Origin of the sequence: Streptomyces thermocarboxydus (genome assembly GCF_024760485.1) — a bacterium.
Classification (GTDB): domain Bacteria; phylum Actinomycetota; class Actinomycetes; order Streptomycetales; family Streptomycetaceae; genus Streptomyces; species Streptomyces cellulosae.
Genome location: NZ_CP058273.1, coordinates 703,313 through 729,076, shown reverse-complemented (window position 1 = coordinate 729,076; position 25,764 = coordinate 703,313). Strand labels below are relative to the sequence as shown.

28 protein-coding genes and 1 pseudogene are annotated in these 25,764 nt (G+C 73.0%); 19 read left to right on the top strand and 10 right to left on the bottom strand.

Translation table 11 applies throughout. The annotated features are described in order from the left end of the window. Nucleotides 1-77: 77 nt before the first annotated feature. The 3 genes from AY578_RS03370 to AY578_RS03360 all read right to left on the bottom strand — a co-directional run bounded on the left by AY578_RS03370 (nt 78) and on the right by AY578_RS03360 (nt 3,065). Nucleotides 78-881 (bottom strand): phosphatase PAP2 family protein, encoded by an 804-nt coding sequence (locus AY578_RS03370; RefSeq protein WP_237490627.1) that lies wholly within the window; start codon nt 879-881, stop codon nt 78-80. Nucleotides 882-1,406: 525 nt separating this feature from the next. Beyond that, the gene (locus AY578_RS03365) at nt 1,407-2,342 is read right to left on the bottom strand and encodes a M56 family metallopeptidase (RefSeq protein WP_258902020.1); all 936 of its coding nucleotides are present in this window, start codon (nt 2,340-2,342) and stop codon (nt 1,407-1,409) included. Nucleotides 2,343-2,492: 150 nt separating this feature from the next. Next, nucleotides 2,493-3,065 carry a DUF5134 domain-containing protein gene (locus AY578_RS03360; RefSeq protein ID WP_215048375.1) on the bottom strand — a complete coding sequence of 191 codons (573 nt, stop codon included), beginning with the start codon at nt 3,063-3,065 and terminating at the stop codon, nt 2,493-2,495. Between the two features lie 156 nt (nt 3,066-3,221). On the opposite strand from AY578_RS03360, the pseudogene AY578_RS03355 reads away from it, so the two are divergent. Both AY578_RS03355 and AY578_RS03350 read left to right on the top strand, forming a co-directional pair. Beyond that, nucleotides 3,222-4,986 (top strand): annotated as a pseudogene (locus AY578_RS03355) (FUSC family protein). Then, nucleotides 4,983-5,570: a MarR family winged helix-turn-helix transcriptional regulator gene (locus AY578_RS03350; RefSeq protein ID WP_019524644.1), complete on the top strand. Its 588-nt coding sequence runs from the start codon at nt 4,983-4,985 to the stop codon at nt 5,568-5,570. The pseudogene AY578_RS03355 and the gene AY578_RS03350 overlap by 4 nt, the downstream one beginning before the upstream one ends. Before the next feature lie 83 nt (nt 5,571-5,653). On the opposite strand, the gene AY578_RS03345 is transcribed toward AY578_RS03350, so the two are convergent. Beyond that, nucleotides 5,654-6,052, bottom strand: a complete 399-nt coding sequence (locus AY578_RS03345) for a VOC family protein (RefSeq protein WP_019524643.1) — start codon at nt 6,050-6,052, stop codon at nt 5,654-5,656. A 138-nt stretch (nt 6,053-6,190) separates the two neighbouring features. On the opposite strand from AY578_RS03345, the gene AY578_RS03340 reads away from it, so the two are divergent. Then, on the top strand, nt 6,191-6,733 hold the full coding sequence (locus AY578_RS03340; protein ID WP_215048377.1) for a GNAT family N-acetyltransferase: 543 nt from the start codon (nt 6,191-6,193) through the stop codon (nt 6,731-6,733). 22 nt (nt 6,734-6,755) lie between these two features. Here AY578_RS03340 and AY578_RS03335 read toward each other — a convergent pair whose 3' ends face one another. Further along, nucleotides 6,756-7,439, bottom strand: a complete 684-nt coding sequence (locus AY578_RS03335) for a glycerophosphodiester phosphodiesterase (protein WP_019524641.1) — start codon at nt 7,437-7,439, stop codon at nt 6,756-6,758. A 255-nt stretch (nt 7,440-7,694) separates the two neighbouring features. On the opposite strand from AY578_RS03335, the gene AY578_RS03330 reads away from it, so the two are divergent. From AY578_RS03330 to AY578_RS03315, 4 genes are all read left to right on the top strand, one after another. Then, on the top strand, nt 7,695-9,092 hold the full coding sequence (locus AY578_RS03330) for a DUF6421 family protein (RefSeq protein WP_215048378.1): 1,398 nt from the start codon (nt 7,695-7,697) through the stop codon (nt 9,090-9,092). A gap of 38 nt (nt 9,093-9,130) precedes the next feature. Further along, nucleotides 9,131-9,877 (top strand): SDR family NAD(P)-dependent oxidoreductase, encoded by a 747-nt coding sequence (locus AY578_RS03325; RefSeq protein WP_215048379.1) that lies wholly within the window; start codon nt 9,131-9,133, stop codon nt 9,875-9,877. Continuing rightward, nucleotides 9,874-10,944, top strand: coding sequence for a threonine aldolase family protein (locus AY578_RS03320; protein WP_019524638.1), 1,071 nt, complete (start codon nt 9,874-9,876; stop codon nt 10,942-10,944). The genes AY578_RS03325 and AY578_RS03320 overlap by 4 nt, the downstream gene beginning before the upstream one ends. A 78-nt stretch (nt 10,945-11,022) precedes the next feature. Then, entirely contained in the window at nt 11,023-11,595 is a 573-nt protein-coding gene (locus tag AY578_RS03315) for a transglutaminase domain-containing protein (RefSeq protein WP_215048380.1), read from the top strand. Nucleotides 11,596-11,848: 253 nt separating this feature from the next. Here AY578_RS03315 and AY578_RS03310 read toward each other — a convergent pair whose 3' ends face one another. Further along, the gene (locus AY578_RS03310) at nt 11,849-12,577 is read right to left on the bottom strand and encodes a lysophospholipid acyltransferase family protein (protein WP_019524636.1); all 729 of its coding nucleotides are present in this window, start codon (nt 12,575-12,577) and stop codon (nt 11,849-11,851) included. 253 nt (nt 12,578-12,830) lie between these two features. Here AY578_RS03310 and AY578_RS03305 point away from each other — a divergent pair, with 253 nt between their 5' ends. The 7 genes from AY578_RS03305 to AY578_RS03275 all read left to right on the top strand — a co-directional run bounded on the left by AY578_RS03305 (nt 12,831) and on the right by AY578_RS03275 (nt 18,286). Further along, complete coding sequence (locus tag AY578_RS03305) at nt 12,831-13,184, top strand: thioredoxin family protein (protein WP_258902019.1); 354 nt, start codon at nt 12,831-12,833, stop codon at nt 13,182-13,184. 226 nt (nt 13,185-13,410) lie between these two features. Continuing rightward, nucleotides 13,411-13,920: a flavin reductase family protein gene (locus AY578_RS03300; protein ID WP_136237324.1), complete on the top strand. Its 510-nt coding sequence runs from the start codon at nt 13,411-13,413 to the stop codon at nt 13,918-13,920. Nucleotides 13,921-14,138: 218 nt separating this feature from the next. Continuing rightward, nucleotides 14,139-14,927, top strand: a complete 789-nt coding sequence (locus AY578_RS03295) for an electron transfer flavoprotein subunit beta/FixA family protein (RefSeq protein ID WP_137210196.1) — start codon at nt 14,139-14,141, stop codon at nt 14,925-14,927. Between the two features lie 61 nt (nt 14,928-14,988). Next, complete coding sequence (locus AY578_RS03290) at nt 14,989-15,951, top strand: electron transfer flavoprotein subunit alpha/FixB family protein (RefSeq protein ID WP_019524632.1); 963 nt, start codon at nt 14,989-14,991, stop codon at nt 15,949-15,951. Between the two features lie 208 nt (nt 15,952-16,159). Then, the gene (locus AY578_RS03285; RefSeq protein ID WP_258902018.1) at nt 16,160-17,473 is read left to right on the top strand and encodes a DUF6986 family protein; all 1,314 of its coding nucleotides are present in this window, start codon (nt 16,160-16,162) and stop codon (nt 17,471-17,473) included. Nucleotides 17,474-17,549: 76 nt separating this feature from the next. Continuing rightward, complete coding sequence (locus AY578_RS03280; RefSeq protein WP_210637828.1) at nt 17,550-18,047, top strand: DUF2975 domain-containing protein; 498 nt, start codon at nt 17,550-17,552, stop codon at nt 18,045-18,047. Beyond that, nucleotides 18,047-18,286 (top strand): helix-turn-helix domain-containing protein, encoded by a 240-nt coding sequence (locus tag AY578_RS03275; protein WP_019524629.1) that lies wholly within the window; start codon nt 18,047-18,049, stop codon nt 18,284-18,286. Before AY578_RS03280 ends, AY578_RS03275 begins: the two co-directional genes overlap by 1 nt. 377 nt (nt 18,287-18,663) lie before the next feature. On the opposite strand, the gene AY578_RS03270 is transcribed toward AY578_RS03275, so the two are convergent. After that, nucleotides 18,664-19,767 (bottom strand): winged helix DNA-binding domain-containing protein, encoded by a 1,104-nt coding sequence (locus AY578_RS03270; protein WP_136237323.1) that lies wholly within the window; start codon nt 19,765-19,767, stop codon nt 18,664-18,666. A 28-nt stretch (nt 19,768-19,795) separates the two neighbouring features. Further along, complete coding sequence (locus tag AY578_RS03265) at nt 19,796-20,197, bottom strand: nuclear transport factor 2 family protein (RefSeq protein ID WP_019524627.1); 402 nt, start codon at nt 20,195-20,197, stop codon at nt 19,796-19,798. Between the two features lie 252 nt (nt 20,198-20,449). On the opposite strand from AY578_RS03265, the gene AY578_RS03260 reads away from it, so the two are divergent. Beyond that, nucleotides 20,450-20,767 (top strand): alpha/beta fold hydrolase, encoded by a 318-nt coding sequence (locus tag AY578_RS03260; protein WP_026243775.1) that lies wholly within the window; start codon nt 20,450-20,452, stop codon nt 20,765-20,767. After that, a complete protein-coding gene (locus AY578_RS03255) occupies nt 20,758-20,955 on the top strand; it encodes a hypothetical protein (RefSeq protein WP_019524626.1) in 198 nt (65 codons plus the stop codon). The genes AY578_RS03260 and AY578_RS03255 overlap by 10 nt, the downstream gene beginning before the upstream one ends. Here AY578_RS03255 and AY578_RS03250 read toward each other — a convergent pair. Further along, nucleotides 20,952-21,740: a hypothetical protein gene (locus tag AY578_RS03250; RefSeq protein ID WP_028959945.1), complete on the bottom strand. Its 789-nt coding sequence runs from the start codon at nt 21,738-21,740 to the stop codon at nt 20,952-20,954. The two genes, AY578_RS03255 and AY578_RS03250, sit on opposite strands and share 4 nt — an antisense overlap. Before the next feature lie 15 nt (nt 21,741-21,755). After that, complete coding sequence (locus AY578_RS03245) at nt 21,756-22,850, bottom strand: LacI family DNA-binding transcriptional regulator (protein ID WP_199781941.1); 1,095 nt, start codon at nt 22,848-22,850, stop codon at nt 21,756-21,758. 206 nt (nt 22,851-23,056) lie between these two features. Here AY578_RS03245 and AY578_RS03240 point away from each other — a divergent pair, with 206 nt between their 5' ends. The 3 genes from AY578_RS03240 (at nt 23,057) to AY578_RS03230 (ending at nt 25,752) form a co-directional block, all read left to right on the top strand. Then, a complete protein-coding gene (locus tag AY578_RS03240; protein ID WP_136237321.1) occupies nt 23,057-24,010 on the top strand; it encodes an ROK family protein in 954 nt (317 codons plus the stop codon). Between the two features lie 359 nt (nt 24,011-24,369). Further along, nucleotides 24,370-24,567: a hypothetical protein gene (locus tag AY578_RS03235; protein ID WP_028959947.1), complete on the top strand. Its 198-nt coding sequence runs from the start codon at nt 24,370-24,372 to the stop codon at nt 24,565-24,567. Between the two features lie 144 nt (nt 24,568-24,711). After that, a complete protein-coding gene (locus tag AY578_RS03230) occupies nt 24,712-25,752 on the top strand; it encodes an NUDIX hydrolase (protein WP_215048383.1) in 1,041 nt (346 codons plus the stop codon). Nucleotides 25,753-25,764: the final 12 nt, after the last annotated feature.

Here is a 25,764-nt window from a genome sequence, read left to right as displayed (position 1 = left end):
CTGCGTTGACTGGCTGCCAGCCAACTATACTCAGCGCACCTGGAAGGGCCCCCGGCGGGTCTTTTTCGGGCTGCCGTTCACCTCGGGCGACGCGGGGGATCGTCCGAGGTGGACGGCTCGGGCGAGGAAAGCGGCGAGGCCTGCCAGGACGACGGCGGGCGCGCCATGCCGGGCCGGCCGGGTGTCGCGCCTCCGTCCGCGGGGCGCAGCCGCCGGTGCACCGCGACCGCGGCGACCACCGTCAGCGCGCCGAACAGCCAGCCGCCCAGCACGTCCGTCGGCCAGTGCACGCCGAGCCAGACCCGGGTGAGACCGACACCGGCCACCGAGACCACCGCCACCACCAGCGCCGTACGCCACAGCAGGCGGCCCACACCGTGGCGGTGCAGCAGCCACAGCAGCAGCCCCAGGACGACCGTCGCGGTCATGGCGTGCCCCGAGGGGAAGGCGGCGTAGTGCGCCGAGTCCACCGGGTCGGACCACACCGGGCGTGCCCGCCCGAGCGCCGCCTTCAGCCCCTGCTGCACGGCCGTGGACAGGGCCACCACCACGACCAGCCATCCCGCGGTCCAGCGAGCTCCCGGACGCCGGAGCAGCAGGACCACGGCCACCGCGCACAGCAGTCGCATCGTCCAGGGGTCCCAGACCCAGTCCGTCAGGACGCGGGCCGCCCGCGTCAGCCCGCCCTCCGCCACCGCCCAGCGGTGCGTGGGCCTGGAGATGCCGCCGTCCAGGTCCATCAGGGGTCGCCACTCGGCGGCGACCAGCGCCAGCAGCAGCGCGGAGGCGACACCGAGCAGGACGGCCGGCACCAGCACCGGCCGGTCCGGGGTACGGGGTCCGGGGGGCGTGGGCGGTGCGGGGGCGTGGGGGGTGCGCATGGGGTGATCCTCGCCGACCGGGGGCGTGCCGGGCCAGAACCCGGCACGCCCGGTCCTGCCGTGTGGGGGCCGTCGCTGATCCAGTGCCCGCGATCGGGGCGGGAACGCCAGGGGGGGGCGGCGAGCGCCGGGATCAGTGACGCGGTGTCGGTCGGTCGTGTCGGCGGGGGCGGGGCGAGCGGTTGCCGGGGTGGCTGCGCCGGGAGGCGCGGCGTGTCCCCGGAGCCTGTGGTCCAGGAGACCCGGCGCGAGTACGGCGAGCAGCGGTCCCCGGATGCGACAGCGACGGGCATTCGGTGCGCCGGCGCCGGGAGGTCCGCCTGGTGGGCAGGCTTACGCCGGTGCCGCGATCCACCAGGGGCACATCGCGATGACGGTCGCCGGTAGCCGAGTTGTCGGGAGCCGGTCGCCGGGGGGTTCGGGACCGGGGTGCTGTGCGCCCCGGTACACGGCACCGGTACGGAGACCGCAGGCGCGGCGACGTGACGGCCGCGGTGGGGCGGGTCGGGAGTGCCGTGGGCGGGCTCACCCCAGTGCCCGCAGCCCCGGCAGGAACGCCACCAGCACGGGAAGCGCCGGTACCAGCGACGCGGTGGCGGTCAGGCGGAGGCGGCGGCTCGGGGGGAGGCGGTCGCCCGGGGTGAGCAGGCGGTGGACCCGGGCCGGGACGTGCGCGTGTGCGGTGGGGGCGGGGCCGAACACCCCGCGGTCCTCGTTCAGTTCGACCAGGGCCAGGGCGGTGGTGAGCCGGCCGAACCGGCGGGACGCCGTGTCGTCCGCGGCCAGTTCCACCAGCCGGTGCATCTCGTCCCGGAACGCGGAGAACACCGGCACCTGCGGGAAGCCGTCCGCCAGCGCCGACGCGCAGTGCAGCAGCCAGTCGTGCCGGGCGCGCGCGTGACCGCGCTCGTGGGCCAGCACGGCGTCCAGCTGCCTCCCCTTCAGACGCTGTAACGCGGCTGTCGTCACCACCAGTTGGGGCGGGGTGCCCGGCAGGCACCAGGCGTCCGGGCGGTCGCCCTCCAGCACCACGAGCCGGTCGGAGCCCGGCTCCTCGCCGGGCAGCAGCGGGGCACGGAGGCGCAGTTCCGCGCGGCGCGCCCGGCGGCGGGCGCGGGCCCGCGCGATCTCCCGGACCAGCATCGCCCCGCTCCACAGCCCGCCGCACGCCAGCACCACCGCGGTGACATGCGCCCACAGGCCCGCCGTGCCGAGCGTGTACGCCTCCACGACCGCGACCGGCGCACCCGTGAACACCTGCCCGCCGACCGCGCGCCAGGCCGCCGCCGCGCTGAACGTCATCGACAGGGCGCAGCACAGCAGCACCGCCGCGATCACGCACTGCCAGGCCCACAGGGCCACCACCGGTTCACGGTCCGGCCAGTCCGCCCGCGTGAGCAGCCGGGGACCCACGACGGCGGTCAGCACACCGAGAAGCAGCAGGACCGCGGGGAGGATCATGGGCAGCAGCCTAGAAGCGCGGACGCCCCCTGGATACGGGCCCGCGGTCCGAAGTGACGCAGACAACGGTCCCGCACCGCCGGCCGAACGGCCCCTTGCACCCCTCAGACCGGCACCCGCCTGTGCCTCACATCGTCACCTTCGCGCGCCTCACATCGTCAGCAGCATCGCCACCATCGCGATCCCCATCGACAGGCGGCAGGCCCGCGCCAGCTCCGGCCGGTCGCCCCACCCGGCACCGGGCCCGGTCCTCGGCCCGGTGCTGCCCGGCCCGCCCGCCACGGCGGGTACCGGTACCAGCCGCGCGCCCGTGACCAGCACGTACGCCGTGAAGTACAGCAGTAGGGCGGCGGTCAGCGCGGGTATGCCCGCCGTGGTGCCGTGATGCGCCGCCCGCGGGCCGGCCGCCATGACCACCGCCATGTAGACCATCGCGCCCGCGCCCACCACATGGTGCAGATGGCGTGCGGAGGCGCGGGCCGCCCACAGTCCGTGCACCCCCGCCGCCCCGAACACCGCCGCGCACAGCGGCCACGCCCACGCCGGCGGAGTGAACACCGCCGTCGGCACCGCCATCGCCGCCATCCCGAACCCCATCAGCGCCTCGCCGCCCGCCGCCCGTCGCTGCTCCTCCACGCTGCTGCGCATCCGCAGCAGGCAATAGGCGCCGGTCGCCGCGCAGAGCGCCACCAGCAGCCAGCCGGACGATCCCGGTCCGTGCACGCGAACCCCCTCGTACCGCTCCACCGGACGGTCAGGGTCTGCCCGTGCCCGACGGCGTGTACGCGAGCGCGAGGGAGTACGCGGGGGGCTTGCGGGGGGCGCGGGCAGGTCCTCGGAAATTTTTTACGGGTAAAACACCTGTTAACCTTGGTTTCCATGAGCAGTGCCACCCCCACCCCCACGCGCGCCCGGCGCCTCCCCGTCGTCGGCGCGCTGCGCCTCGGGCGACCCTCCGACGTCTGGTTCAAGCCCGCCCTCAGCGTGGTGGCCGCCGTCGCCCCGCCCAGCCTGCTCCTGGTGGCGCTCGGCCGGGTCGACCTCGCCGCGTACTCGATGGCCGGGTCGCTGTGCGCCCTGTACGGGCACAACCGCCCGTACGCCGCCCGCGCCAAGCTGCTCGCGTGGGTGCTCCTCGGCATGCTCGGCGGGCTCGCCGTGGCCCTGGTCGCCGCCTCTCTCACCCGGAACGCCGTCGTCCTGGTCACCGTCGGAGCCCTGCTGGCCGCCGTGCAGAAGGTGGTGTGCGACGTCACCCGGGTCGGGCCGCCCGCGCATGTGATCCTCACCTTCGTCAGCTCCGCCACGCTGTTCGTCCCGCAGACCCTCGGTCAGGTCCCCGGCCACCTCGCGCTCGCGGCGGCGGCCGGCGCGTGGGCCTGGCTGGTGGGCATGGCCCCCGCGCCGCTCCGCCCGCACGGCCCCGAGCGGCGGGCCGCCGCCCAGGCGCTCAACGCAGCCGCCGCGTACGCCGAGACCGCGCGCGGCGGTGAGGAGGGCGCCGGCGCCCGGTCCGCCGCGTACGCCGCCGTGCACGCGGCCTGGCAGACCCTCCTCGCGGCGGGGAACCGCCCCTCCTCGACGCGCCGCGCCCTCGAGCGCCTCGTCGTCCGCGCCGAGGTCGCCCTCGCGGCGCCGCCGACACCGACCCCGCACGGATGCGGGACTGGGCTCGCGCGGTGCGCGGTACCGGGCGCGTTCCGCGTACGGGCGATCCGCGCCGGGAGGGGGAGGCTCTGCGCCGGGGCGACGCCGGCCCAGGCCTCGGGGTGGCGCTTCGCGCCGGGACGCCGGCCCGCTCCGTGAGCGGGACGAGCTCGCCGGGGTGGCCGCCGAGCGGGCCGTCACGCCGCGTCCCCTGTGGAGCCGGCTCGGGCCGCTCGCGCCCGTCGCCGTCCGTACCGCCCTCGGCTGTGCCCTCGCCGGTTACGTCTCCCTGGCTCTCGGCGCCGACCGTCCCTACTGGGCGCTCGTCACCGCCGCCTCCCTCTACCAGGCGAACGTCACACTCACCTGGAGCAGGGCCGTACAGCGGGTCGTCGGCAACCTCGTCGGCGTGCTGCTCTTCGCGGCCGTCACCCCGGTCGCCCAGCTCGGCCCGCTCGCTCTCGTGCTGTGCATCCTCGCCTGCAACTTCGGCGCCGAGGCGCTCATCGGCCGCAACTACTGGCTCGGCAGCGTCTGCGTGACCCCCTTGGCGCTGCTCGTCACCGAGCTGCCCGGCTACCAGCCCACCGGTGAGCTGGTAGCCGACCGGGTCGTGGACACGCTGATCGGCGCCCTGGTCGGATTCGCCGCGGCCGTCGCCGTCACCAACCGGCGGGCCGGCCGGCGCGTCGAGCGCGCGCTCACCTCCGTCGACCGGGCCCGCGAGCACGCCGCCCGGGTGGCGGCCGACCCCGTGGCCGGGCCCGCCGCCCTGGAGGCCGCCCGGCGCGGCCTCGCCGCCGCCGTCGTCGACCTGCGCGCGACCGCCGACGCCGCGGCCGGAGAATGGTGGCAGCGCGCGCTGCCCCAGGAACGGGTGGTGCTCGCCGAGCAGGCGGCACACCGTACGCTCGCGGCGACGGTACGACGCCAGGGACTCCTCCCGGACCCCGGCACCACCAGCACGCACACCCACACGGAGGACGCATCGCCATGACGGCGACCCAAGGGCCATCGGCCGGCGACGGTGTCACCGGCACGCCGGACACCTCGAGCACCGCGGACACGTCCGCCCCTGGGCGCGACACGGTCGCCGAGGTCGTCCGGCAGTGGCGGGCGGTCCACCCCGACCTCGACACCGGGCCCATGGAGGTCATCGGCCGCATCAACCGCTGCGCGGCGCTCTTCCAGCAGGCCGAGGACGCCCCGCTGCGGCGGGCCGGGCTCACCCGCCCCGAGTTCGACCTGCTCGGCGCGCTGCGGCGCACGGGGCACGAGCTGACGCCCAGCGAGCTGGCCCGCGAGACGTTCTCCTCGGGCGCGGCCGTCACCAAGCGGCTGAAGCAGCTCACGGAGCGGGGGCTGGTCGAGCGGCGGGGGGACACGCGGGACCGGAGGGTGGCGCATGTGCGGTTGACCGACGCGGGGCGGGAGTTGGTGGACGGGATCCTGCCGTCGCAGCTCGCTTACGAGAACGCGGTGCTGTCCGGGCTCGGCCCGGCCGAACTCGGTGACCTGGCCGGTCTGCTCGGGGGGTTGCTGGCGCAGCTGGAGGGGCGGCTGCGTGCGGTGCGGGTGTAGTCGGTGACCGTACCGGGGACTGCGCCCCCGGACCCCCCACCGGCCCTGGCGGGCCGCGTCCTCCAGCGCCGGACCGGCCGCCCTCAGATACCCGCCCGATACCGCAACGGATGCTCCTCCGGCACCTCCACCAGCACGACCGGTGTCCCGTCGGGATCCTCGATCCACATCTCGATCAGGCCCCACGGCTCCTTCACCGGAGGGCGGACGATCTCCACGCCCCGCGCGACCAGTTCGTCCCGTGCCGCCTCCGCGTCCTCCACCTGGAGCCACAGCCGTACGTCTGGCGAGCCCGCCGGGGTGGCTTCCGCGCGGCCCGAGAGCTCCAGGAAGCCCCCGCCGAGGAAGTAGACCGTGCCGCGGTCCGGGCCGGTGCCGAACTCGCGGTGGACGGCGAGGCCGAGGCGGCGGCCGTAGAAGTCGCGGGAGCGCTCGGGGTCGGAGGGGCGGAGCAGGACGCGGCTGCTGAGTACGTGGACCATGCGGCCGAGCGTAGAGGGGCAGGGCGGGCGTCGCCGTCCGGTAGGTGGACCGGGCCTCCGGGAGACCGGAACCGCGCGTTAATCTCGGGCCGTCCCGGCCACGTCGAAAGAGACCCGTACGAATCGAGGAACCGCACCATGGGAACCGCCGCCGACGCCGCACTGACCTTCCGTGACGCCACCTACGCCGACGTGGACGCCCTCGTCGAGCTGATCGAGTCGGCCTACCGCGGGGAGTCCAGCCGCGCGGGGTGGACCACCGAGGCGGACATCCTGGACGGGCAGCGCACCGACCGCGACGGTGTGCTGGAGGTCGTCAAGGCAGCGGACAGCCGGCTGCTCACCGTGGAGCGCGAGGGCCGGATCGTCGCCTGCTGCCAGCTCGAACACCGCGGTGACCACGCCTACTTCGGCATGTTCGCGGTCAGCCCCGCCCTCCAGGGCGCCGGGCTCGGCCGGACCGTTATTGCGGAGGCGGAGCGCCAGGCCCGCGAGGGCTGGGGCGTGACCGAGATGCACATGACGGTGATCAGCCTGCGCGAGGACCTGATCGCCTGGTACGAGCGGCGCGGCTACCGCCGTACGGGACGGACCACGCCGTTCCCGTACGGCGACGAGCGCTTCGGCATCCCGCAGCGCGACGACCTGGAGTTCGAGCTGCTGGTCAAGGAGCTGGCCTGACCGTCGTACGGCGTCCGGCCGGTCACGCCGTGAAGCGGCCGGTGCGTTTGATCTCCGGGTAGTCGGTGGTCGCCCCGTCCAGCTCCAGCGCCCGCACCAGCCGCAGATGGTCCTGCGTGTTGACCACCCAGCCGAAGACCGACAGGTCCGCCTTGCGGGCGTGCTCCACGACCTCCAGCGTGATCCGGCGGATGTTGAGGCACAGCCGGGAGGCGCCGACGGCGACCGCGCGGTCCACCACGTCCGTGCCGTAGCGGCCGGCCACCAGTGCGGTGCGCACGCCGGGGACCAGGCGGGCGATCTCGGCGATCGCCTCGTCGTGGAAGGACGCGACCTCCACCCGGCCCGTCAGGTCCCGCTCGTGCATCACCTCGGCCAGCGCCTGCGCCGCGCGCACGTCCTTGATCTCCGCCTGGAGCGGCGTCCGGACGGCGTCCAGCACCTCCGTGAACAGGGGGATGCGCTCGCCGCGCCCGGCGTCCAGGGCGCGCAGTTCGTCGAGGGTCTTGTCGGCGATGGCGCCCGTGCCGTCCGTGGTGCGGTCCACGCGCGCGTCGTGCATCACCACGAGCGCACCGTCCTTGCTCAGATGCAGATCCAGTTCGATGACGTCGAGCCCGGCCTCCTGGGCGGCGACGAAGGACCGAAGGGTGTTCTCGGGCTCGACGCCCATGACTCCGCGGTGACCGATGGTGAGGAAGTTCAAGATCCGACCTGCTTCCGTCGACGGCGGCGGGGGGGCCGCGTCCCTACGGCCCTCTGGGACCGTATCGCCTCTGCCCACGACGTCCAGAGGCTGAACCCGGAACGCATGGAGCGCCGTCGGACGGGGTAACTGGCAGGAAAAAATGCGGTGGCTCCCCGGGTAGGGCAGGATATTTTCCTGAGGTACCCCTTGCTGGGAGAAACGCCCTGTGTATACGGTCAGGCGTACGCAAGGTTCTCCTGTGGAGGATGGGACATGACGGAAATTCTTGTGCAGCAGGCTGCGGGGGAGCGGATTCCTTCGTCGACCAGGGTGGTGGAGCACCCGGCATGGCCCGTGCTCAAGGATGCCGTGGAGCGGATCCGGCCCTGGCAGTCCAAGGACGGCTCGATCGACTTCGAGGCCGAGGGCGCTCTGTCCCGTGCCGACGCGGAGCACGCCGTGCGCGCCGTGATCGACGCGGTCGGTGAGCTGTCCCCGCTGCTCCCGCACGACCGCGCGTACCACGAGGCGCTGGGCAAGGACCTGGCCCGCTGGGCCGAGGGCGGCTTCGAGGTGCCCGACTTCCTCGACTCGCTGCTGGCCTTCCAGCCCGCCGCCGACCGCGAGGACGGCCTGCAGCACCTGGTCGTCTTCCCGATGTACACGCAGAACGGCAACCCGGACCGCAACCTCGAGGCGGTCGTCTTCCGCATGGTCTGGCCCGACTGGCTGGCCGAGCTGGAGCGCACCCGCTACGACAACCCGCTGTTCTGCGGCATCACCTTCGAGGACTTCACCGCGGGCTACGACACCAACTCCGCGGTGCTCTTCCCCGAGACCATCGCCGTGCGCGAGGCCCCCGAGCGCTTCACCTGGGGCGCCATCTTCTGCGACCGCGAGGCCGCCCGCTTCCGCCGGGTCACCGAGGCCGCCGTCGACATCCTGGGCCTGGAGCTGCCCGAGGACGTCGCCGCCATGGTCCACGACCAGAAGCGCTGCGAAGAGGCCTTCGTGCTGTGGGACATGATCCACGACCGCACCCACAGCCACGGCGACCTGCCGTTCGACCCCTTCATGATCAAGCAGCGCCAGCCGTTCTGGATGTATGGCCTGGAGGAGCTGCGCTGCGACCTCACCGCCTTCAAGGAGGCCGTGAAGCTCGCCGGCGAGGGCGTGCCGCAGGCCCGTGACGTGCAGGTCGCGGTGATCTTCGACCGCATGTTCCGCTTCCCGGTGACCGGCGAGCGGGTGCGCAACTACGACGGCCTCGGCGGCCAACTGCTCTTCGCCTACCTGCACAAGCACGACGTCGTCCGCTGGACGGACAACAAGCTCTCCATCGACTGGGAGCGCGCCCCGCAGGTCACCAACGAGCTGTGCGCGGAGATCGAGAAGCTCTACCGCGACGGCATCGACCGCCCCAAGCTCGTCCACTGGTTCGCCGGCTACGAGCTGGTCTCCCGCTACCTCTCCCCGCACCCCGGCTCCACGTGGGCCAAGGGCCCCGACGCCCTCGACCTGTCGCTGCCGCCGCGGAAACTCGTCGATGACGTGCTTCCGGACGAGTTTCCGCTGAGCATGTTCTATGAGGCCCTGTCCAAGAAGCTGAAGAAGGTGATCGCCTCCACCCGGGGCATCACGGCGGACGGTGCCGAGCGGGTCGCCGCGTGAGCGATCTCGTCCACAACACTGCTCAGGAGGCGAGAACCATGGGGAACGGGGCGCTCGAGGGTGCGGTGATCGCGGTGGCCGGCGCGGGCGGGCCCGCGGGACGTGCGGCGCTGCTCAGGCTCGCCGAGGCGGGAGCCGTCGTCGTCGGCGCGGACAACGACCCGGAACGGCTGGCGGAGGCGGTCGACGCGGCGCGCTACGCGCACGGCGGCGCCACCGTCACCGGGGAGACGGTCGACCTGCTCGACCTGGAGTCCACCCGCGAGTGGGCCGCCCGCACCGAGAAGGAGTTCGGCCGCGTCGACGGCCTGGTCCACCTCGTCGGCGGCTGGCGCGGCAGTGAGACGTTCACCAAGACCAGCCTGGACGACTGGGACTTCCTGGAGATGCTGCTGGTACGCACCGTGCAGCACACCAGTCTCGCCTTCCATGAGGCGCTCCAGCGCAGCGACCGCGGCCGGTACGTCCTGATCAGCGCCGCCGGCGCCACCAAGCCGACCGCCGGCAACGCCGCGTACGCGGCCGGAAAGGCCGCCGCCGAGGCGTGGACGCTGGCCATGGCCGACTACTTCCGCAAGGCCGGGGGCGAGCAGGGGCCGACGTCGGCTGCTGCGATCCTGGTGGTGAAGGCGTTGGTGCACGACGCGATGCGCGCCGACCGCCCCAACGCGAAGTTCGCGGGCTTCACGGACGTCAAGGACCTGGCCGAGTCCATCGTCGGCGTCTGGGACAAGCCCGCCGCGGAAGTGAACGGAAAACGTCTGTGGCTGACCGAGAAGCCGTGAACCCGCCGCGGACCGACGCGCGTCGTCATCACGACCCGGAGGTCCGCGGTTTCGCCAGCGACAACTACGCGGGCGCCCACCCGGAGGTGCTCGCCGCCCTGGCCCTGGCCAACGGCGGACACCAGGTCGCCTACGGCGAGGACGCGTACACCGAGAACCTCCAGCAGGTGATCCGCAGCCACTTCGGCCCCACCGCCGAGGCCTTCCCGGTCTTCAACGGCACCGGCGCCAACGTGGTGGCGCTCCAGGCGGTCACCGACCGCTGGGGCGCGGTGATCTGCGCGGAGAGCGCCCACATCAACGTGGACGAGGGCGGCGCCCCGGAGCGGGTCGGCGGCATCAAGCTGCTCACCGTGCCCACCCCGGACGGCAAGCTCACCCCGGAGCTCATCGACCGGCAGGCGTACGGCTGGGACGACGAGCACCGGGCCATGCCCCAGGTCGTCTCCATAGCCCAGGCGACCGAGCTGGGCACGGTGTACACCCCGGACGAGATCCGCGCGATCTGCGAGCACGCCCATGCGCACGGCATGAAGGTGCACGTGGACGGCTCCCGGCTGGCCAACGCCGCCGCCGCGCTGGACGTGCCGCTGCGCACCTTCACCAACGCGGTGGGCGTCGACCTGCTCTCGCTGGGCGGCACCAAGAACGGCGCGCTGTTCGGCGAGGCCGTCGTGGTGCTGGACCCGGGCGGCATCAAGCACATGAAGCATCTGCGCAAGCTGTCCATGCAGCTCGCCTCCAAGATGCGCTTCGTGTCCGTGCAGCTGGAGGCCTTGTTCGCCCGGGACCTGTGGCTGCGCAATGCCCGGCACGCCAACGAGATGGCCCAGCGCCTCGCCGAGGGCGTGCGCGCGGTGCACGGAGTGGAGATCCTCCACCCGGTGCAGGCCAACGCCGTGTTCGCGCGCCTCCCGCACGACGTGAGTGAGCGGCTGCAGAAGCGGTTCCGCTTCTACTTCTGGGACGAGGCGGCGGGCGACGTGCGCTGGATGTGCGCCTTCGACACCACCGAGGACGACGTGGACCGTTTCGTGGCCGCCCTCAAGGAGGAGATGGCCCGCTGACCCGACAGGATGCATAGGTATGCGGCCGACCGAAAAGTCATTGACTCTCGGCCGGTCGCCTGCCTATGCTCCGGCGCCATGCAGCTGATCCAGGAAAATCCGGACCTCTCCGCCTACATGGCCGCCGACGAGGCGATCGACCACCATCATCCGCTGGTCCGGGAGGTGTCCGCACGCCTGGCCGCCGGCGTCCATGACTCGTATGAGTATGCGCGAGCGGCCTTCGAGTACGTACGCGACCACGTCACGCACTCGCAGGACGCCGACGACCCCCGCGTGACCTGGCGCGCCTCCGACGTGCTGGAGCAGGGCACCGGCATCTGCTACGCCAAGGCCCACGCCCTGGCCGCGCTGCTGCGCGCCGAGGACATCCCCACCGCGCTCTGCTACCAGCACCTCGGCGTGCTGCACGGACTGGTCGCCGTGCGCTTCCACGGCGCCTGGCACCGCCAGGACCCGCGCGGCAACAAGCCCGGCGTGGACGCGCGGTTCTCGCTCGACGGCGAGCGGTTGGCGTTCACCCCCGACCCGTCGAAGGGCGAGACGGACCACCCGGTCCTGTACGCCGCACCGCACCCGGCCGTCCTGCGCGCCCTCCGCGAGGCCACCGACCGGGCGCATCTGTGGCGGACGCTCCCGACCGTGCTCTGACCTCCGGTCATGAACCTGGGCGTACGGGGGTGAGGTCGTCAGGTGCCGTCGCGTGGCGGGTGCGGCGTCGCGGGGGTTGGTCGCGCAGTTCCCCGCGCCCCTGGAGGCGGGTGGTTCCTCCGTGGTGAGGTGCGTGCGGGGTTGTGGGGGCTGATCGCGCAGTTCCCCGGCGTCCCTGAGGGGACGACTTACCGGGGATGCAGCAGGTCCCGGGTGCGTGCTGTGCACGCTGCCCGGGACCTGGACGGGAATCTCAGCGGGCCTCCGCCTCGCGGACCTGCTCCGGGGTGGGGGCCGTGCCGCCGAGGTGGGCCGGCATCCACCAGGTGTCCTCCGGGCCCTTCGGCCGCACCGGGTACGCCCGCTGCGCCGCCTCCAGCAACTCCTGCACCCGCTCGCGCAGCTGACGGGTGATCGCGCCCGCGTACTTGTCCTTGGATGCCTCGATCGCCTCGCCCACGCGGATGGTGATCGGGGTGTGGCTGCGCTTGAAGTTGCGCGGGTGGCCCTTGGTCCACAGCCGCTGCGTGCCCCACACGGCCATCGGGATCAGCGGGACGCCCGCCTCCTGGGCCATGCGCGCGGCACCGGACTTGAAGCTCTTCAGCGTGAACGACTGGGAGATCGTCGCTTCGGGGAAGACGCCCACGATCTCACCGGACCGCAGCGAACGCAGCGCGTGCTCGTACGCGGCCTCGCCCTGCGTGCGGTCGACCGGGATGTGCTTCATGCCGCGCATCAGCGGGCCGGAGACACGGTGCCGGAACACCGACTCCTTGGCCATGAAGCGGACGAGCCGCTTCTGCGGAAGCGCCGCCAGTCCGTTGAACACGAAGTCGAGATAGCTGATGTGGTTGCTGACCAGCACGGCGCCGCCCGCGCGCGGGATGTTCTCCGAACCCTGGCAATCGATCTTGAGGTCCCACGCCTTGAACAGGGTGCGGGCGAAGCCGATCACGGGCCGGTAGACAAGTTCTGCCATGGGCGGGTCGGAACCCTTCCTTCTCTGCCTGGGAAGGGGCTCTCCCAGTCGAAGTTACGCAGCCGTAGGTTTACGGCCTGTCGCTGATGCTGCCCCAAGAACGGCCGGTGAACCAGCCCCGGTGCCCGTCCGGGGCGGAGATTCTCGTCACGTTCCGCCGGACGACCTCGGGTTTTGCGGTGCGGGCGGGAATGTTCGCGGTCCCTGGGACGCTGGAGGCGGTTGGACGTGACATCCAGGGCGGGAGCGGAGAGTGCGAGGCAGTGACGAGGCGGCACGGTCCGGCGGCGACGGCGGAGCGGGGCCCGGTCTCGCGGCCGAACTCGGCGCCGAGACGGGCGAACGCGCCACGCTGGTGCAGTTCTCCAGCGCCTTCTGCGCGCCCTGCCGGGCCACCCGCCGGGTGCTGGGCGAGGTCGCGGCCATGGTCCCGGGCGTGACCCACGTCGAGATCGACGCCGAGGCCTGCCTGGACCTCGTACGGCGGCTGGGGGTCGAGCGCACCCCGACCGTGCTGGTGCTCGACGCGGACGGGCGGGTGGTGCGGCGGGCAGTCGGGCAGCCGCGCAAGGCGGACGTGATAGCCGCCCTGGGTGCCGCGCTGTGAGGGCCGTTGCGATCATGGTGAGACATCTCCCATCCGCGGAGGCTCACTTGACGCTGCGCGCCCGTTGTCGTCAGCCTGACACCAAGTCGTCGGGGTCACCGGGACTCCTTCGCCGCCGTCGGGTACCCGGCCCCCTCCCGGCAGGCGGCCGCGTCCCGCGTGCGCCGCGGCCGGGCCGGTGAGCAGCCGCGTACCTGCCCGTGACCCCTCCCAGAAGGACTGTTCGATGACGGCAACGTCCGACCTCGGTGCCGCCCGGCCCGCCTCGCCCGACCTGCTGCGCTCCGTCTTCCGCCGGCACCCGGCGGGGGTCGCGGTGGTCACGGCGCGCGGCCGTTCCGGCCCGGTCGGCTTCACCGCCACCTCCCTCGCCTCCGTGTCCGCGGAGCCGCCGATGCTGTCGTTCGGCGTGTCCACGGGCGGTTCCAGTTGGCCCGCGATAGCCGAGACCGAGCATGTCGGCGTGCATCTGCTGGGCGAGCATCAGCAGGCCCTCGCGGCGACCTTCGCGCGGCGGGGCGCCGACCGCTTCGGTCCGGGCACGGCGTGGCGGGAGGGGCCGGAGGGCGTGCCGGTGCTGGACGGCGTGCCCGCGTGGATGGTGTGCCGGGTGACGGCGCGGGTGCCCGCGGGTGACCACCGGATCGTGGTGGCCGAGGTGCTGGCCGGCGACCCCACGGGTCACGGGCGTCCCCTCGTCTACCACCAGGGGCGATTCAGCGGGCTGCCCGACTGAGACGCGGCGGACCTCGGTCGCGGGCCGGAAGAGTTCCGGTTACGCTGCGTTGCGAAGGTCACAGTTCAAAGCGCTTGCTTAGCGGGCAGGAACTGAGTGTACTGACGAGTAATATTTCGATCGGAGCGTGGGTCGCCCCGACCGGGACCGCCCGCTTGAGGCGCCTATGCTGCCTGCAGGCAGGCAGCCAGAAATGACGATGCAGTAGGAGAGCCGGCGTGAGCTTGAGGATCGTTGTCACTGTGAAGTACGTGCCCGACGCCACTGGCGACCGGCACTTCGCCGATGACCTGACCGTCGACCGTGACGACGTGGACGGTCTGCTCTCCGAGCTGGACGAGTACGCGGTCGAGCAGGCGCTGCAGATCGCGGAGAACTCGGACGACGACGTGGAGGTCACCGTCCTGACCGTGGGTCCCGAGGACGCCAAGGACGCGCTGCGCAAGGCGCTGTCCATGGGCGCCGACAAGGCCATCCACGTCGAGGACGACGACCTGCACGGCACGGACGCCATCGGCACCTCCCTCGTCCTTGCCAAGGCCGTCGAGAAGGCGGGTTACGACCTGGTCGTCTCCGGCATGGCCTCCACCGACGGCACCATGGGCGTCGTCCCGGCGCTGCTCGCGGAGCGCCTCGGCGTGCCGCAGGTGACGCTCCTGTCCGAGGTGAAGGTCGAGGACGGCAAGGTCACCGGCCGCCGCGACGGCGACGCCGCCTCCGAGCAGCTCGAGGCGTCCCTCCCCGCGGTCGTGTCCGTCACCGACCAGTCGGGCGAGGCCCGCTACCCGTCCTTCAAGGGCATCATGGCGGCCAAGAAGAAGCCGGTGGAGTCCTGGGACCTCTCCGACCTCGACATCGACGCCGACGAGGTCGGCCTGCAGAACGCCTGGACCACGGTGGAGTCGGCGTCCGAGCGTCCGGCCCGCACCGCGGGCACGATCGTCAAGGACGAGGGCGAGGGCGGCAAGCAGCTCGCCGAGTTCCTCGCGAGCCAGAAGTTCATCTGAGCCGCAAGGCACGGCTCGCTTCCCGCCCCTCATACTTCGCAAGCAGGAGAGAAGAAGTCCCATGGCTGAAGTTCTCGTCTACGTCGACCACGTGGACGGCGCCGTCCGCAAGCCGACCCTGGAGCTGCTGACCCTCGCCCGCCGCATCGGCGAGCCGGTCGCCGTGGCGCTGGGCAACGGCGCCGGCGACACCGCCGCCACGCTCGCCGAGCACGGCGCGGTCAAGGTCCTCACCCACGAGGCCGCCGAGTACGCCGACTACCTGGTCGTTCCCAAGGTGGACGCCCTCCAGGCCGCGGTCGCCGCGGTGTCCCCGGCCGCCGTGCTGGTCTCGTCCTCCGCCGAGGGCAAGGAGATCGCCGCCCGCCTGGCGCTGCGCATCGGCTCCGGCATCATCACCGACGCCGTCGACCTCGAGGCCGGCGACGAAGGCCCCGTGGCCACCCAGTCGGTGTTCGCCGCCAGCTACACCACCAAGTCCCGCGTCTCCAAGGGCACCCCGGTCATCACGGTCAAGCCGAACTCGGCCGCCGTGGAGGCCGCCCCGGCCGCCGGCGCGGTCGAGTCCCTGAGCGTCACCTTCTCCGAGCAGGCGACCGGCACCAAGGTCACCGGCCGCACCCCGCGTGAGTCCACCGGCCGTCCGGAGCTCACCGAGGCCGCGATCGTCGTCTCCGGCGGCCGCGGTGTCAACGGCGCGGAGAACTTCGCGATCATCGAGGCCCTCGCCGACTCGCTCGGCGCGGCCGTCGGCGCCTCGCGTGCCGCCGTCGACGCCGGCTGGTACCCGCACACCAACCAGGTCGGCCAGACCGGCAAGTCGGTGTCGCCGCAGCTGTACATCGCGAACGGCATCTCCGGCGCGATCCAGCACCGTGCCGGTATGCAGACCTCGAAGACCATCGTGGCCGTCAACAAGGACGCCGAGGCCCCGATCTTCGAGCTGGTCGACTTCGGCGTCGTCGGCGACCTGTTCGACGTCGTCCCGCAGCTGACCGAGGAGGTCAAGGCCCGCAAGGGCTGATCACCCCCGGAACCGTCCGAGGCCCCCGCGACCGCACCGGTCGCGGGGGCCTCGTCGTCGTCCGGGGCGCGGTGGCGGGCCGGCCCGGCCCGTAGGACGGTGTTGACCGGTGCGGAGACCGACGGATACCGTCCTTCAACGAATTGTTGAATCCGTATCGCGGAAACGCGACGACGGGTTCGGGGACGCGGACGTCTGGGAGGGCGGCATGGGCCAGGACCGGCAGGAGCGGGTGTCGACGAGTCTCGCGAGCGCCGTCGCCGAGGAGATCGGCGCCTCGCTCGCACCGGTCGACGCCGCACTGGAGCGCCTGTACCCCGGCGACCCCGGCACCCGTCAGCCCGTCCACACCGTGTACGTCCCCGGCGACCAGTTCGACGCCGGCACCGTGCGCGCATGGGGCGACCAGGCGCTCGCGGCGCTCGACGAACACGCCCCCGACGCCGCGTCCTTCGGCGCGGTCCTCGGGATGGACGGCGAGCTCGCCGAGGACGTGTACGCGCGGGTCCGCGCCAAGCTGGAGCGCGAACCGGTCGAGGACCTGCGCATCGACTTCGAGGACGGTTACGGCCATCGCCCCGACGCCGAGGAGGACGCGACCGCAGCCCGCGCCGCCCGCCTGGTCGCCGAGGCCTCCGCGCACGGCACGGCGGCCACCGCGGCCCCCTGGACCGGCATCCGCATGAAGTGCTTGGAGGCGGCCGTCCGTGACCGCGGCATCCGCACCCTCGACATCTTCCTCACCGGCCTGATGCGGTCCGGCGGACTGCCCGACGGACTCGTCCTCACCCTTCCCAAGGTCACCTACGCCGAGCAGGTCGCCGCCATGGCCCGGCTGCTCGACGCCTTCGAGAAGACCTGGGGCCTCGCACCCGGCCGCATCGGCTTCGAGATCCAGATCGAGACCAGCCAGTCCATCCTCGCCGCCGACGGCACCGCCACCGTCGCCCGCATGATCCAGGCCGCAGACGGCCGCGCCACCGGCCTGCACTACGGCACCTTCGACTACAGTGCCTGCCTCGGCGTCTCGGCCGCGTACCAGTCCTCCGACCACCCCGCCGCCGACCACGCCAAGGCCGTCATGCAGGTCGCCGCCGCCGGCACCGGGGTCCGCCTCTCGGACGGCTCCACGAACGTCCTTCCGGTCGGGACGACCGAGAAGGTCCACGACGCCTGGCGCCTGCACTACGGCCTGACCCGCCGCGCCCTCGCCCACGCCTACTACCAGGGCTGGGACATGCACCCCGGCCACCTCCCCACCCGCTACGCCGCGGTCTTCGCCTTCTATCGCGAGGGCTTCGCGCAGGCCGCCGCCCGTCTCCAGCGGTACGCCGAGAGGGCCGGCGGAGACGTGATGGACGAGCCGGCCACGGCCAAGGCCCTCGCCGGGTATCTGCTGCGCGGGCTGGACTGCGGTGCGCTGGACGAGGCGGAGGTGGCGCGGGAGAGCGGTCTGGATCACGCGGGGCTGGAGTCGTACGCCTCGCCCCGGCGCGGAGGGCTGACCGCCTCGGCGCAGTGAAGGGCCGGCCGCCCGGAATTGCGCAGCCTATCGAAAATCGATAGATTCCCATCGTGCTTCGAGTGGAGGAGTGGCGATGGGACAGGTAACCGTGCTCGCGCTGCGCGCGGTGATCGCGGCGCTGCTGGCGGGCTCCCTGGCGGTGCAGACGGTGATGGTGCCGCTGCTGGCGAGCGACCTGGACGGGCTGGACGAGCGGTACGCCTATGTGCGGACCCCGCTCCTGGCCGTCGTGGTGCTCATCGTGCTGGCCGCCCAGACCGTGCTGATCTGCGTCTGGCGGCTGGTGACCATGGCCCGCCGCGGCACGGTCTTCTCCTACGCCGCCTTCCGCTACGTCCACATCGTGATCGGCGCGTTCGTCGCCGCGGCCCTGCTGGTCTTCACGCTCGGCGCGCTGCTGGCCCCCGGGGAGGCCGTCGCGCCCGGCGTCGTGCTCCTGGTCGGCGGGGTCGGCCTGGCGATCGTGGGCATCGCGCTCGTCGTCCTCGTCCTGCGGATGCTGCTCGCCCAGGCCGTGGCGCGGGAGCTGGAGGCCTCCCGGATGCGGGCCGAGCTGGCCGAGGTGATCTGATGCCGATCGCCGTCGACATCGACGTGATGCTCGCCCGGCGCAAGATGTCCGTGGGCGAACTAGCCGAACGCGTCGGCATCACCCCGGCGAACCTGGCCGTCCTGAAGAACGGCCGGGCGAAGGCGGTCCGGTTCACGACACTCGCCGCGCTGTGCGAGGTACTGGAGTGCCAGCCGGGAGATCTGCTGCGGTACGAACCCGACCACGCGTCGGCGGAGACGGCGACGAACCCGGCGTAGCTGTTGGGCTCCGCCGGTACGGAGGGCGTGGGGGCGGTCCCCTCTTCATCGCTGGCACCTGCGCCTCCGGTGTGGCGGGTGACGCCGCGCCTGTCAGGGAGCGGGCCCGCGCGATCCTCGGCGCGCTCGCCGAGGTGGCCGCTCCCGGCGCGCTGCTGTTCGACGACGGCCTCGACGTCCCCACGTCGCCTGACCCGCTCCTGGCGAGCGACTGGGTCGAGTGCGCGGTGATTCCGCCGACGGACCTGGACCGGATCCTCGAAGGCACGCGGTGGGATCTGAAATCGGTGGAGAATTCGGCGGTGCACTATCTGGCGACGCTGCGTCTGCGGGCTGAACCGGCGCCGCCGTATGCCCTGCCGCCGTACGTCCCGCCGTCACACGAAACGTACGTCCCGCTCCTCCGCGTCCTCCCCGGCGAAGGCCAGCAGCGCCTCGCCCTCGGCGAGCACCTGCTTCCTGTCGGACGCGGCGAACGGCGCGAACGGCTCGATCTCCAGCGTCACCGCCTTCTTGGCGCGCACCAGGCGCCAGCGGCCCGCGACCTTGCCGTCCACGAGCACGGTGGCCGCGACGCCTCCGTTGCGGGTGTTGGTGATCGCCCGGTGCTCGTCGCTGATCACGCGGGTGCGGTCGGCGTGGGCCACCAGGAGGTTGTCGAACTCGGGCAGGAACCGGACCGGCGCGGGCGTGCCGGCGTCGGGACGCGGCGCATCGGGCAGGTCGAACAGCTCGACGCCGGACTCCGCCGAGCGGAACGTCACGAGTTTCGGGCGCAGTTCGTCCACCGGCTGCTTGAGCCGTGTCAGTCCCGACCAGGCCTGGATGTCCTTGACGGAGGCCGGGCCGAACGCCGCGAGGTAGCGCAGGATCATCTCCGAGGGCCCGTCGGACTCCGGCAGCGGCGTGCCGAGCCAGGAGTCGACGGTGGCCAGCGGGGTCGAGCCGCCCGTGCCCCAGGTGCCGCCGGGCGGTACGTAGACCGTGGGCAGCAGGTACTGCACCGAGTGCAGCAGCGAAGTGGCGTTGCGCTCGGGCCACTTCGCCGCCAGGGCTTTGCGCAGCTCGACGTTGGTGGAGTACCGCTCATCGAGGACCGAGGCGCAGAACGCGGCAAGTTCGCCGAGGTCCATCCCCTCGGTGTCGCGTCGGAAGAACCCGCGCTGCGCCTTGTCGTGCACGGGCTGCAGGACGGGCCGCAGCCGCAGGAAGTCCCGTGCCGTCACGACGTGCAGCGTGCCGCGCATCAGCCCGCCGCGTACGGCCTTGCGGCTGGTCAGGAGCTCGGTGAGATCCGTGATCGCGAACTTGGAGAGCCGCGACCACAGGCCCAGGTAGGGCGGGTTGGCCAGCTGGCCCTGGAGACCGACCAGGTGCTCCATGGCCTCGGTGGCCGTCATGGCGTGCCGTCGCAGCAGCAGCTGGCGGGCGAGGGTGGCACGGCCCAGTGCCTTGTTGTCGAGCACTTCCGGGGCCGGCATGCGATCCACGGTCTCTGTGTCCTCTCGCTCAGGTACGTCCGGTGAGCCTGCCCTCCCAGACCCGGCTCATATCCGACGTGTCGTGCCGCAGGAAGCGTGACCGGGTGCGCCACCGGCCGCCGCCCGCGCCCTCCTCGCTCCACACCAGGACGTCCCGCACCGTACAGCTCGGCTCGAACGTCACCTGGCCCTGCTCGTCCACCAGGCTGACCATGGCGAGGTAGGTGACGTCCAGGGCGCCGTCCGGGCGGCGGTCCACGGTGAAGCGGTCGTGCCAGTGCCGCAGCGCCTTGCCGGCGTAGCGGGCCAGGCCGGAGCGGGTGCCCTCGATGAACTGCTCGCGGCCCTCCGGACGCCAGCCGAGGGCGTGCTCGAAGACGCCGTCCTCGGTGAACGTGTCGGAGTACTCCTCGATCCGGCCCTCCTCCATCGGCCACCGGGGCCCTGAGCCATCCTCCAGAGCTGCTGGACAGGGTGCAGCAGGGTGGACACCCTCGACGGGAGGAGCAGCCGTGACCGATCTCTACCCCGGGGTTCTGGAGTTCTACGCCCGGCAGATGCCGCTGCGCGCCTCCGCGCGCGCAGATCGTAGCCGTCGCGCCAGTACGCGGCCAACTCCCGTATGCACGCCGGCGGGACACTCTGCGACCAGTCATCCACGGTCTCCTGGTCAGGCCGGCGCGTGCCCGCGAGCCGCCGGCGCAGATCGCACGGCTGGCCCGGCGGCGTCGTGGAGTTCCTCGACCTCGTCGAGCCGCTGACCTCGCCCGACGACCCGGCGGAGGCCTTCCACGTCGTCTGCCCTTCGCTCCCCGGCTACGGACTCAGCGACTCCCCGGCCGGTCCCGGCTGGGGAGTCGAGCGCATCGCGGACGCGTGGGCGGAGCTGATGGACCGCCTCGGCTACGGGCGCTGGGCGGCGCGCGGCGGTGACTGGGTGCGTTCGTCACCGCCCAGCTCGGGCACACGGCGGCGGACCGGCTGGCGGGCATGCATCTGACGATGGCGTTCGGGGGCCCGCCGGAGGGCGAGGTGGAGCTGAGCCCGCGCGACCATGCGGGGCTCGCGGCCCTGAAGGAGTTCCAGAAGAACGAGCCCGGCTACTCGGCGATCCAGTCCACGCGCCCGCAGACGCTCGGCTACGGTCTCGCGGACTCGCCGGTGGCGCAGGTGGCACGGGTGCGCTAAGTCCGGGGCAGGTCCGACGGGGCGCCCGGTTCCGCGCCGCCGGGTGGCGTCACGTACCGCTCCAACCCGCCCGTCGTCACCAACCCCTCCTCGGCGAACAGCCGGGACCCCTTCTCGCAGAGTGCGCGGTCCGCGCGGGCCCGGGCGGAGAAGGTTTCCGGTGTGGTGCCGAACAGGTCCCGCAGGCGGGGGAGGGTCGCCAGGAGGTTGGTCAGCAGGGGGCGTTGGCCCGGGTGGGTGCGGGGGGTGCCCGTGCCGTCGTGGAGGACGCCCCGGCGGTTGACGTAGGCGTACGCGCCCGGGAGCGTGCCGCCGTCGGGGAGTTCGATGCGGACGTCCGGCGCGGGCAGCCACGCGCGGCGGAAGTTGCCGTGCGGGAGTGGCACGCCCTCGCTCGCGTCGATCACCGTGAGCTGCCGGGCGTCCAGCCAGAGCACGAACAGCTCGCTCACCCGTCCCGGCGTCGCCACGGGCGAGTTGGAGACGTAGCCCATCAGGCTCACGTGCGCCGAGACGCCGATGCCGACGCCCGTCACCAGGGCCCGCACCATCGGCAGCGGGGAGGTGATCCCCGAGTCGGCCAGCTTGTGGCGCAGTTGCGCGGGGCAGGCGTTGGAGCCGATCGAGATCACCGGCACCCGGTCCTCGAACACCCACCGGCCCAGCGGCAGCAGCCGGTCCCCGTCGAGCAGCCCCGACTCGCGCGGCCAGGCGCCCGGATACTCCAGCGGATGCTCGCGCGGCACCACGTCCAGCCCCAGCGCCGCCAGCGTACGGTCCTCCATCGGCCCCGCCCCCGCTCAGTCCGCCGGGGGCAGCTCGCCCGAGCCGCGGGTGATCAGACGGGTCGGCAGTTCGATGCGCTCCGGGGCGATCAGTGTGCCGTCGAGCTGGCGGAACAGCCGTTCGGCGGCGGTCCGGCCGAGGGCGGCGGCGTCCTGCGCGACGACCGTGACGCCGGGCTGCAGCAGATCGGCCAGCTCGATGTCGTCGAAGCCGACCAGGGCGACCGGGCGGGCGTGCTCGGCCAGCACCCGGATCACCGTGACCGTCACCCGGTTGTTGCCGGTGAAGATCGCGGTGACCGGCTCCGGCCCGGAGAGCATCTCCCGCGCCGCCCGGCGCACCCGCTCGGGGTCCGTGACGCCCAGCGACATCCAGGCGTCCGCCACCGGTATCCCCGCGTCCTCCATGGCGGTGCGGTAGCCGCGCAGCCGCTCGCCCGCCGTGTGGATGCGGGGCATGTCGCCGATGAAGCCGATCCTGCGGTGCCCGTGCGCGATCAGATGGCGCACGCCGTCACGCGCGCCCCCGAAGTTGTCCGACACCACCACGTCCGCGTCGATGTGCCCGGCCGGACGGTCCACGAACACCGTGGCGACCCCGGCCTTGATCTCCGGCTCCAGATAGCGGTGGTCGTCGCCGGCCGGGATCACCACCAGGCCGTCCACCCGGCGGGCGCACAGCGCCAGCACCAGCTCCTGCTCACGGTCGGCGTCCTCCGCGCTCGACCCGTTGATCAGCAGCGCACCGTGGGCGCGGGCCACCTCCTCCACGGCCCGGCTCAGCGGACCGTAGAACGGGTCCGCGAGGTCCTCCAGGACCAGGCCGATGCTGGCGGTGCGGCCCTTGCGCAGCACCCGCGCGCTGTCGTTGCGGCGGAAGCCGAGCGCCTCGATCGCCTCCTGCACGCGCCGCTCGGTCTCCGGGGTCACGCCCGGCTCGCCGTTCACCACACGGGAGACCGTCTTCAGGCCCACCCCGGCGCGGGCGGCCACGTCCTTCATCGTCGGACGGTTGCCGTATCGGGTCCCTGGGAAGCGGTCGGTGCGGCGGGTCGTCTCCGGCACGATGCGGTGTCCTGTCCTGTCGGCCACGGGGATGCGTGAGTCCATGGGCTTGTATGAGGATGTGGCGTCGAGCATAGAGCCTGGACAACGTTGTCAGCGTCGGGAGACACTGTGCGACGCACACTCCGGCCCGCACCTGACCGCTCGACGGGCCGTTGCGCGCGTTCCATGTGTTGCCTCGCGGTCGCGCATGGCCGTTCCCAGCGTGTTCTCTGATGGTTTCCGATGGTTGACGGGGAGATCCGACTCTGATGCACACCGACCTCGTGGCTGCGCTCGACATCGGCGGCACCAAGATCGCCGGCGCGCTGGTGGACCGTGAGGGCCGGATCCTGGCCCGGGCCCAGCGGCCGACCCCCGCGCGGGAGGACGGCGACACCGTCATGGCGGCCGTCGGGGCGGTGATCGGCGACCTCGCCGCGTCCCCCCTCTGGGAGCGCGCCGGAGCGGTCGGCATCGGCAGCGCGGGACCCGTCGACGCCTCCGCCGGCACCGTGAGCCCGGTCAACGTCCCCGGGTGGCGCGACTACCCGCTGGTCGCCAAGGTGCGGGACGCGTCCGGCGGACTGCCCGTCGAGCTGATCGGCGACGGGGTCGCCATCACGGCCGCCGAACACTGGCAGGGCGCGGCCCGCGGCCACGACAACGCGCTGTGCATGGTCGTCTCCACGGGCGTCGGCGGCGGCCTGGTGCTCGGCGGGCGACTGCACCCGGGACCCACCGGCAACGCGGGGCACATCGGCCACATCAGCGTGGACCTCGACGGCGACCCGTGCCCGTGCGGGGCGCGCGGCTGCGTGGAGCGGATCGCGAGCGGTCCGAACATCGCGCGGCGCGCGCTGGAGAACGGCTGGCGGCCCGGCCCGGACGGCGACACCTCCGCCGCCGCGGTGGCCGCCGCGGCCGGCGCCGGCGAACCGGTCGCCGTGGCCTCCTTCGAGCGGGCGGCCCGTGCCCTCGCCGCCGGCATAGCCGCCACGGCGACCCTCGTCGAGATCGACATCGCGGTGATCGGCGGAGGCGTGGGCAAGGCGGGCGAGGTGCTGTTCGCCCCGCTGCGGAAGGCGCTGACCGAGTACGCCACCCTGTCCTTCGTCCAGCGCCTCACGGTGGTCCCGGCCCAGACGGGCACGGACGCGGGTCTGGTGGGGGCGGCAGCGGCGGCGCTGATGGGGAGGACGGACGTGGAGGTTGCGGGGGTGTGAGGGGCGCGGCCGGGCTCGGCCGGAGACGGCCCTTGGCCGGGGCGGCTGTGGGGCGCGGCCGGTCCCGCTTCCGGACGTGCGGGCGGCAGAGGTTCGGCCGGTGTTCGGCGTCGCCCCGGCGGCTGCGCCCTGGTGGGTCGTTGCCTGGCCGGTGAGATCCCTTGGGCCGGGGGCGCAGGTGGGCTTGGCCGGTCAGCGCGTCCGGACGTGGGCGTCGCGGCGATGCGTGAGCTCCTGCCGGGCCTCGGCGCTGCCCTGACCAGCTGTGCCGTTGCGCGTCCGAGCCCGGCCGGAGACCGGTCCCGGGGCCCGGGAAAGCGGGCCGTGACCGAACGGCCTGTTCCGCAGTTGAGCCGGGCATGAAGAAGCGCAGCATGCTCGCCATCGCCTCCCTTGCCACCGGTTTCGTCGTCGCGGCCGTCACCCCGTCGCACGCGCTCACCGAGACCCCCGCCCTCGGCACGCTCGACGTCGAGAACACGCTCAGCTCCCTCGACCGCATGGTCGCGGAGAACAACACGCTGGAGCTGGACGTCGACCGGGACGGCAAGGCCTGACGGGCCCCACGCGGCGTCGACGGCGGCGCCGGCACCCCTCCCCACGGGGCGCCGGCGCCGCCGTCATGTGTTCTCAACTTGATCTGGTTTCCGTGGCAGGGTGGAACGGGCAAGCCTCAGGGGGCCAACAGAAGAGGGGGAACCGTGATCGTCTGGATCAACGGGGCGTACGGTGCGGGGAAGACCTCCACCGCGCGCGAACTGATCGAGCTGATCCCGAACAGCACGCTCTTCGACCCCGAGGTCATCGGCGGAGCACTGGACCGGCTGCTCCCGCCCAAGCACCTCGCCGAGGTCGGTGACTTCCAGGACCTCCCGATCTGGCGACGCCTCGTGATCGACACGGCGGCCGCGATGCTCGCCGAGCTCGGCGGGACCCTGGTGGTCCCCATGACCCTGCTGCGCCAGGAGTACCGGGACGAGATCTTCGGCGGCCTCGCCGCCCGGCGCATACCGGTCCGCCATGTCCTGCTCGCCCCGGCCGAAACGATCCTGCGGGAACGGATAGCCGGCCGCGAGGTCCCGGAGGACCTTCCCGACGGGGAGATACGCGTCCGGCAGTGGTCGTACGACCACATCGAACCGTTCAAGGCGGCGCTCGCCGCCTGGCTCACCGCCGACGCCTACCCCATCGACAGCGGCTGCCTCACCCCGCGCGACACCGCCCGCCGTATCGCCGAGGCGGTCGGCAGCGGGGAGGTGCCCGCCTGCGACATCGTGCAGACGCCCGAGCCGACGGCGGAGACCGTCGCCGCAGGGGTGCTGCTCTTCGACGAGCAGGACCGGGTGCTGCTCGTCGACCCGACCTACAAGGCCGGCTGGGAGTTCCCCGGCGGGGTCGTCGAACGCGGTGAGGCGCCGGCGCGGGCCGGCATGCGGGAGGTCGCCGAGGAGACCGGCATACGGCTCGACGACGTCCCGGCCCTCCTCGTCGTCGACTGGGAGCCGCCCGCGCCGCCCGCCTTCGGCGGACTGAGGCTGCTGTTCGACGGCGGCCGCCTCGACTCCGAGGACGCAGGACGCATGCTGCTGCCCGGCCCCGAACTGCGCGCCTGGCGCTTCGCCTCCGAGGCCGAGGCGGCCCACCTGCTGCCCCCCGTCCGCTACGAACGCCTCCGGCGCGCGCTGCGGGCCCGGGAACGCGGCCGGGCGATGTACCTGGAGGGCGGCGTGCCGGTGGGGTGAGGGGACTTACGG

What these genes read in the sequence shown, in the direction of transcription:
- AY578_RS03365 (WP_258902020.1), bottom strand. Translation starts at nt 2,342, where the DNA reads ATGATCCTCCCCGCGGTCCTGCTGCTTCTCGGTGTGCTGACCGCCGTC.
- AY578_RS03330 (WP_215048378.1), top strand. Translation starts at nt 7,695, where the DNA reads ATGACGGAAATTCTTGTGCAGCAGGCTGCGGGGGAGCGGATTCCTTCG.
- AY578_RS03325 (WP_215048379.1), top strand. Translation starts at nt 9,131, where the DNA reads ATGGGGAACGGGGCGCTCGAGGGTGCGGTGATCGCGGTGGCCGGCGCG.
- AY578_RS03275 (WP_019524629.1), top strand. Translation starts at nt 18,047, where the DNA reads ATGCCGATCGCCGTCGACATCGACGTGATGCTCGCCCGGCGCAAGATG.
- AY578_RS03340 (WP_215048377.1), top strand. Translation starts at nt 6,191, where the DNA reads ATGGGAACCGCCGCCGACGCCGCACTGACCTTCCGTGACGCCACCTAC.
- AY578_RS03290 (WP_019524632.1), top strand. Translation starts at nt 14,989, where the DNA reads ATGGCTGAAGTTCTCGTCTACGTCGACCACGTGGACGGCGCCGTCCGC.
- AY578_RS03280 (WP_210637828.1), top strand. Translation starts at nt 17,550, where the DNA reads ATGGGACAGGTAACCGTGCTCGCGCTGCGCGCGGTGATCGCGGCGCTG.
- AY578_RS03250 (WP_028959945.1), bottom strand. Translation starts at nt 21,740, where the DNA reads ATGGAGGACCGTACGCTGGCGGCGCTGGGGCTGGACGTGGTGCCGCGC.
- AY578_RS03245 (WP_199781941.1), bottom strand. Translation starts at nt 22,850, where the DNA reads ATGGACTCACGCATCCCCGTGGCCGACAGGACAGGACACCGCATCGTG.
- AY578_RS03285 (WP_258902018.1), top strand. Translation starts at nt 16,160, where the DNA reads ATGGGCCAGGACCGGCAGGAGCGGGTGTCGACGAGTCTCGCGAGCGCC.
- AY578_RS03350 (WP_019524644.1), top strand. Translation starts at nt 4,983, where the DNA reads ATGACGGCGACCCAAGGGCCATCGGCCGGCGACGGTGTCACCGGCACG.
- AY578_RS03255 (WP_019524626.1), top strand. Translation starts at nt 20,758, where the DNA reads ATGCATCTGACGATGGCGTTCGGGGGCCCGCCGGAGGGCGAGGTGGAG.
- AY578_RS03270 (WP_136237323.1), bottom strand. Translation starts at nt 19,767, where the DNA reads ATGCCGGCCCCGGAAGTGCTCGACAACAAGGCACTGGGCCGTGCCACC.
- AY578_RS03370 (WP_237490627.1), bottom strand. Translation starts at nt 881, where the DNA reads ATGCGCACCCCCCACGCCCCCGCACCGCCCACGCCCCCCGGACCCCGT.
- AY578_RS03300 (WP_136237324.1), top strand. Translation starts at nt 13,411, where the DNA reads ATGACGGCAACGTCCGACCTCGGTGCCGCCCGGCCCGCCTCGCCCGAC.
- AY578_RS03235 (WP_028959947.1), top strand. Translation starts at nt 24,370, where the DNA reads ATGAAGAAGCGCAGCATGCTCGCCATCGCCTCCCTTGCCACCGGTTTC.
- AY578_RS03345 (WP_019524643.1), bottom strand. Translation starts at nt 6,052, where the DNA reads ATGGTCCACGTACTCAGCAGCCGCGTCCTGCTCCGCCCCTCCGACCCC.
- AY578_RS03265 (WP_019524627.1), bottom strand. Translation starts at nt 20,197, where the DNA reads ATGGAGGAGGGCCGGATCGAGGAGTACTCCGACACGTTCACCGAGGAC.
- AY578_RS03315 (WP_215048380.1), top strand. Translation starts at nt 11,023, where the DNA reads ATGCAGCTGATCCAGGAAAATCCGGACCTCTCCGCCTACATGGCCGCC.
- AY578_RS03310 (WP_019524636.1), bottom strand. Translation starts at nt 12,577, where the DNA reads ATGGCAGAACTTGTCTACCGGCCCGTGATCGGCTTCGCCCGCACCCTG.
- AY578_RS03240 (WP_136237321.1), top strand. Translation starts at nt 23,057, where the DNA reads ATGCACACCGACCTCGTGGCTGCGCTCGACATCGGCGGCACCAAGATC.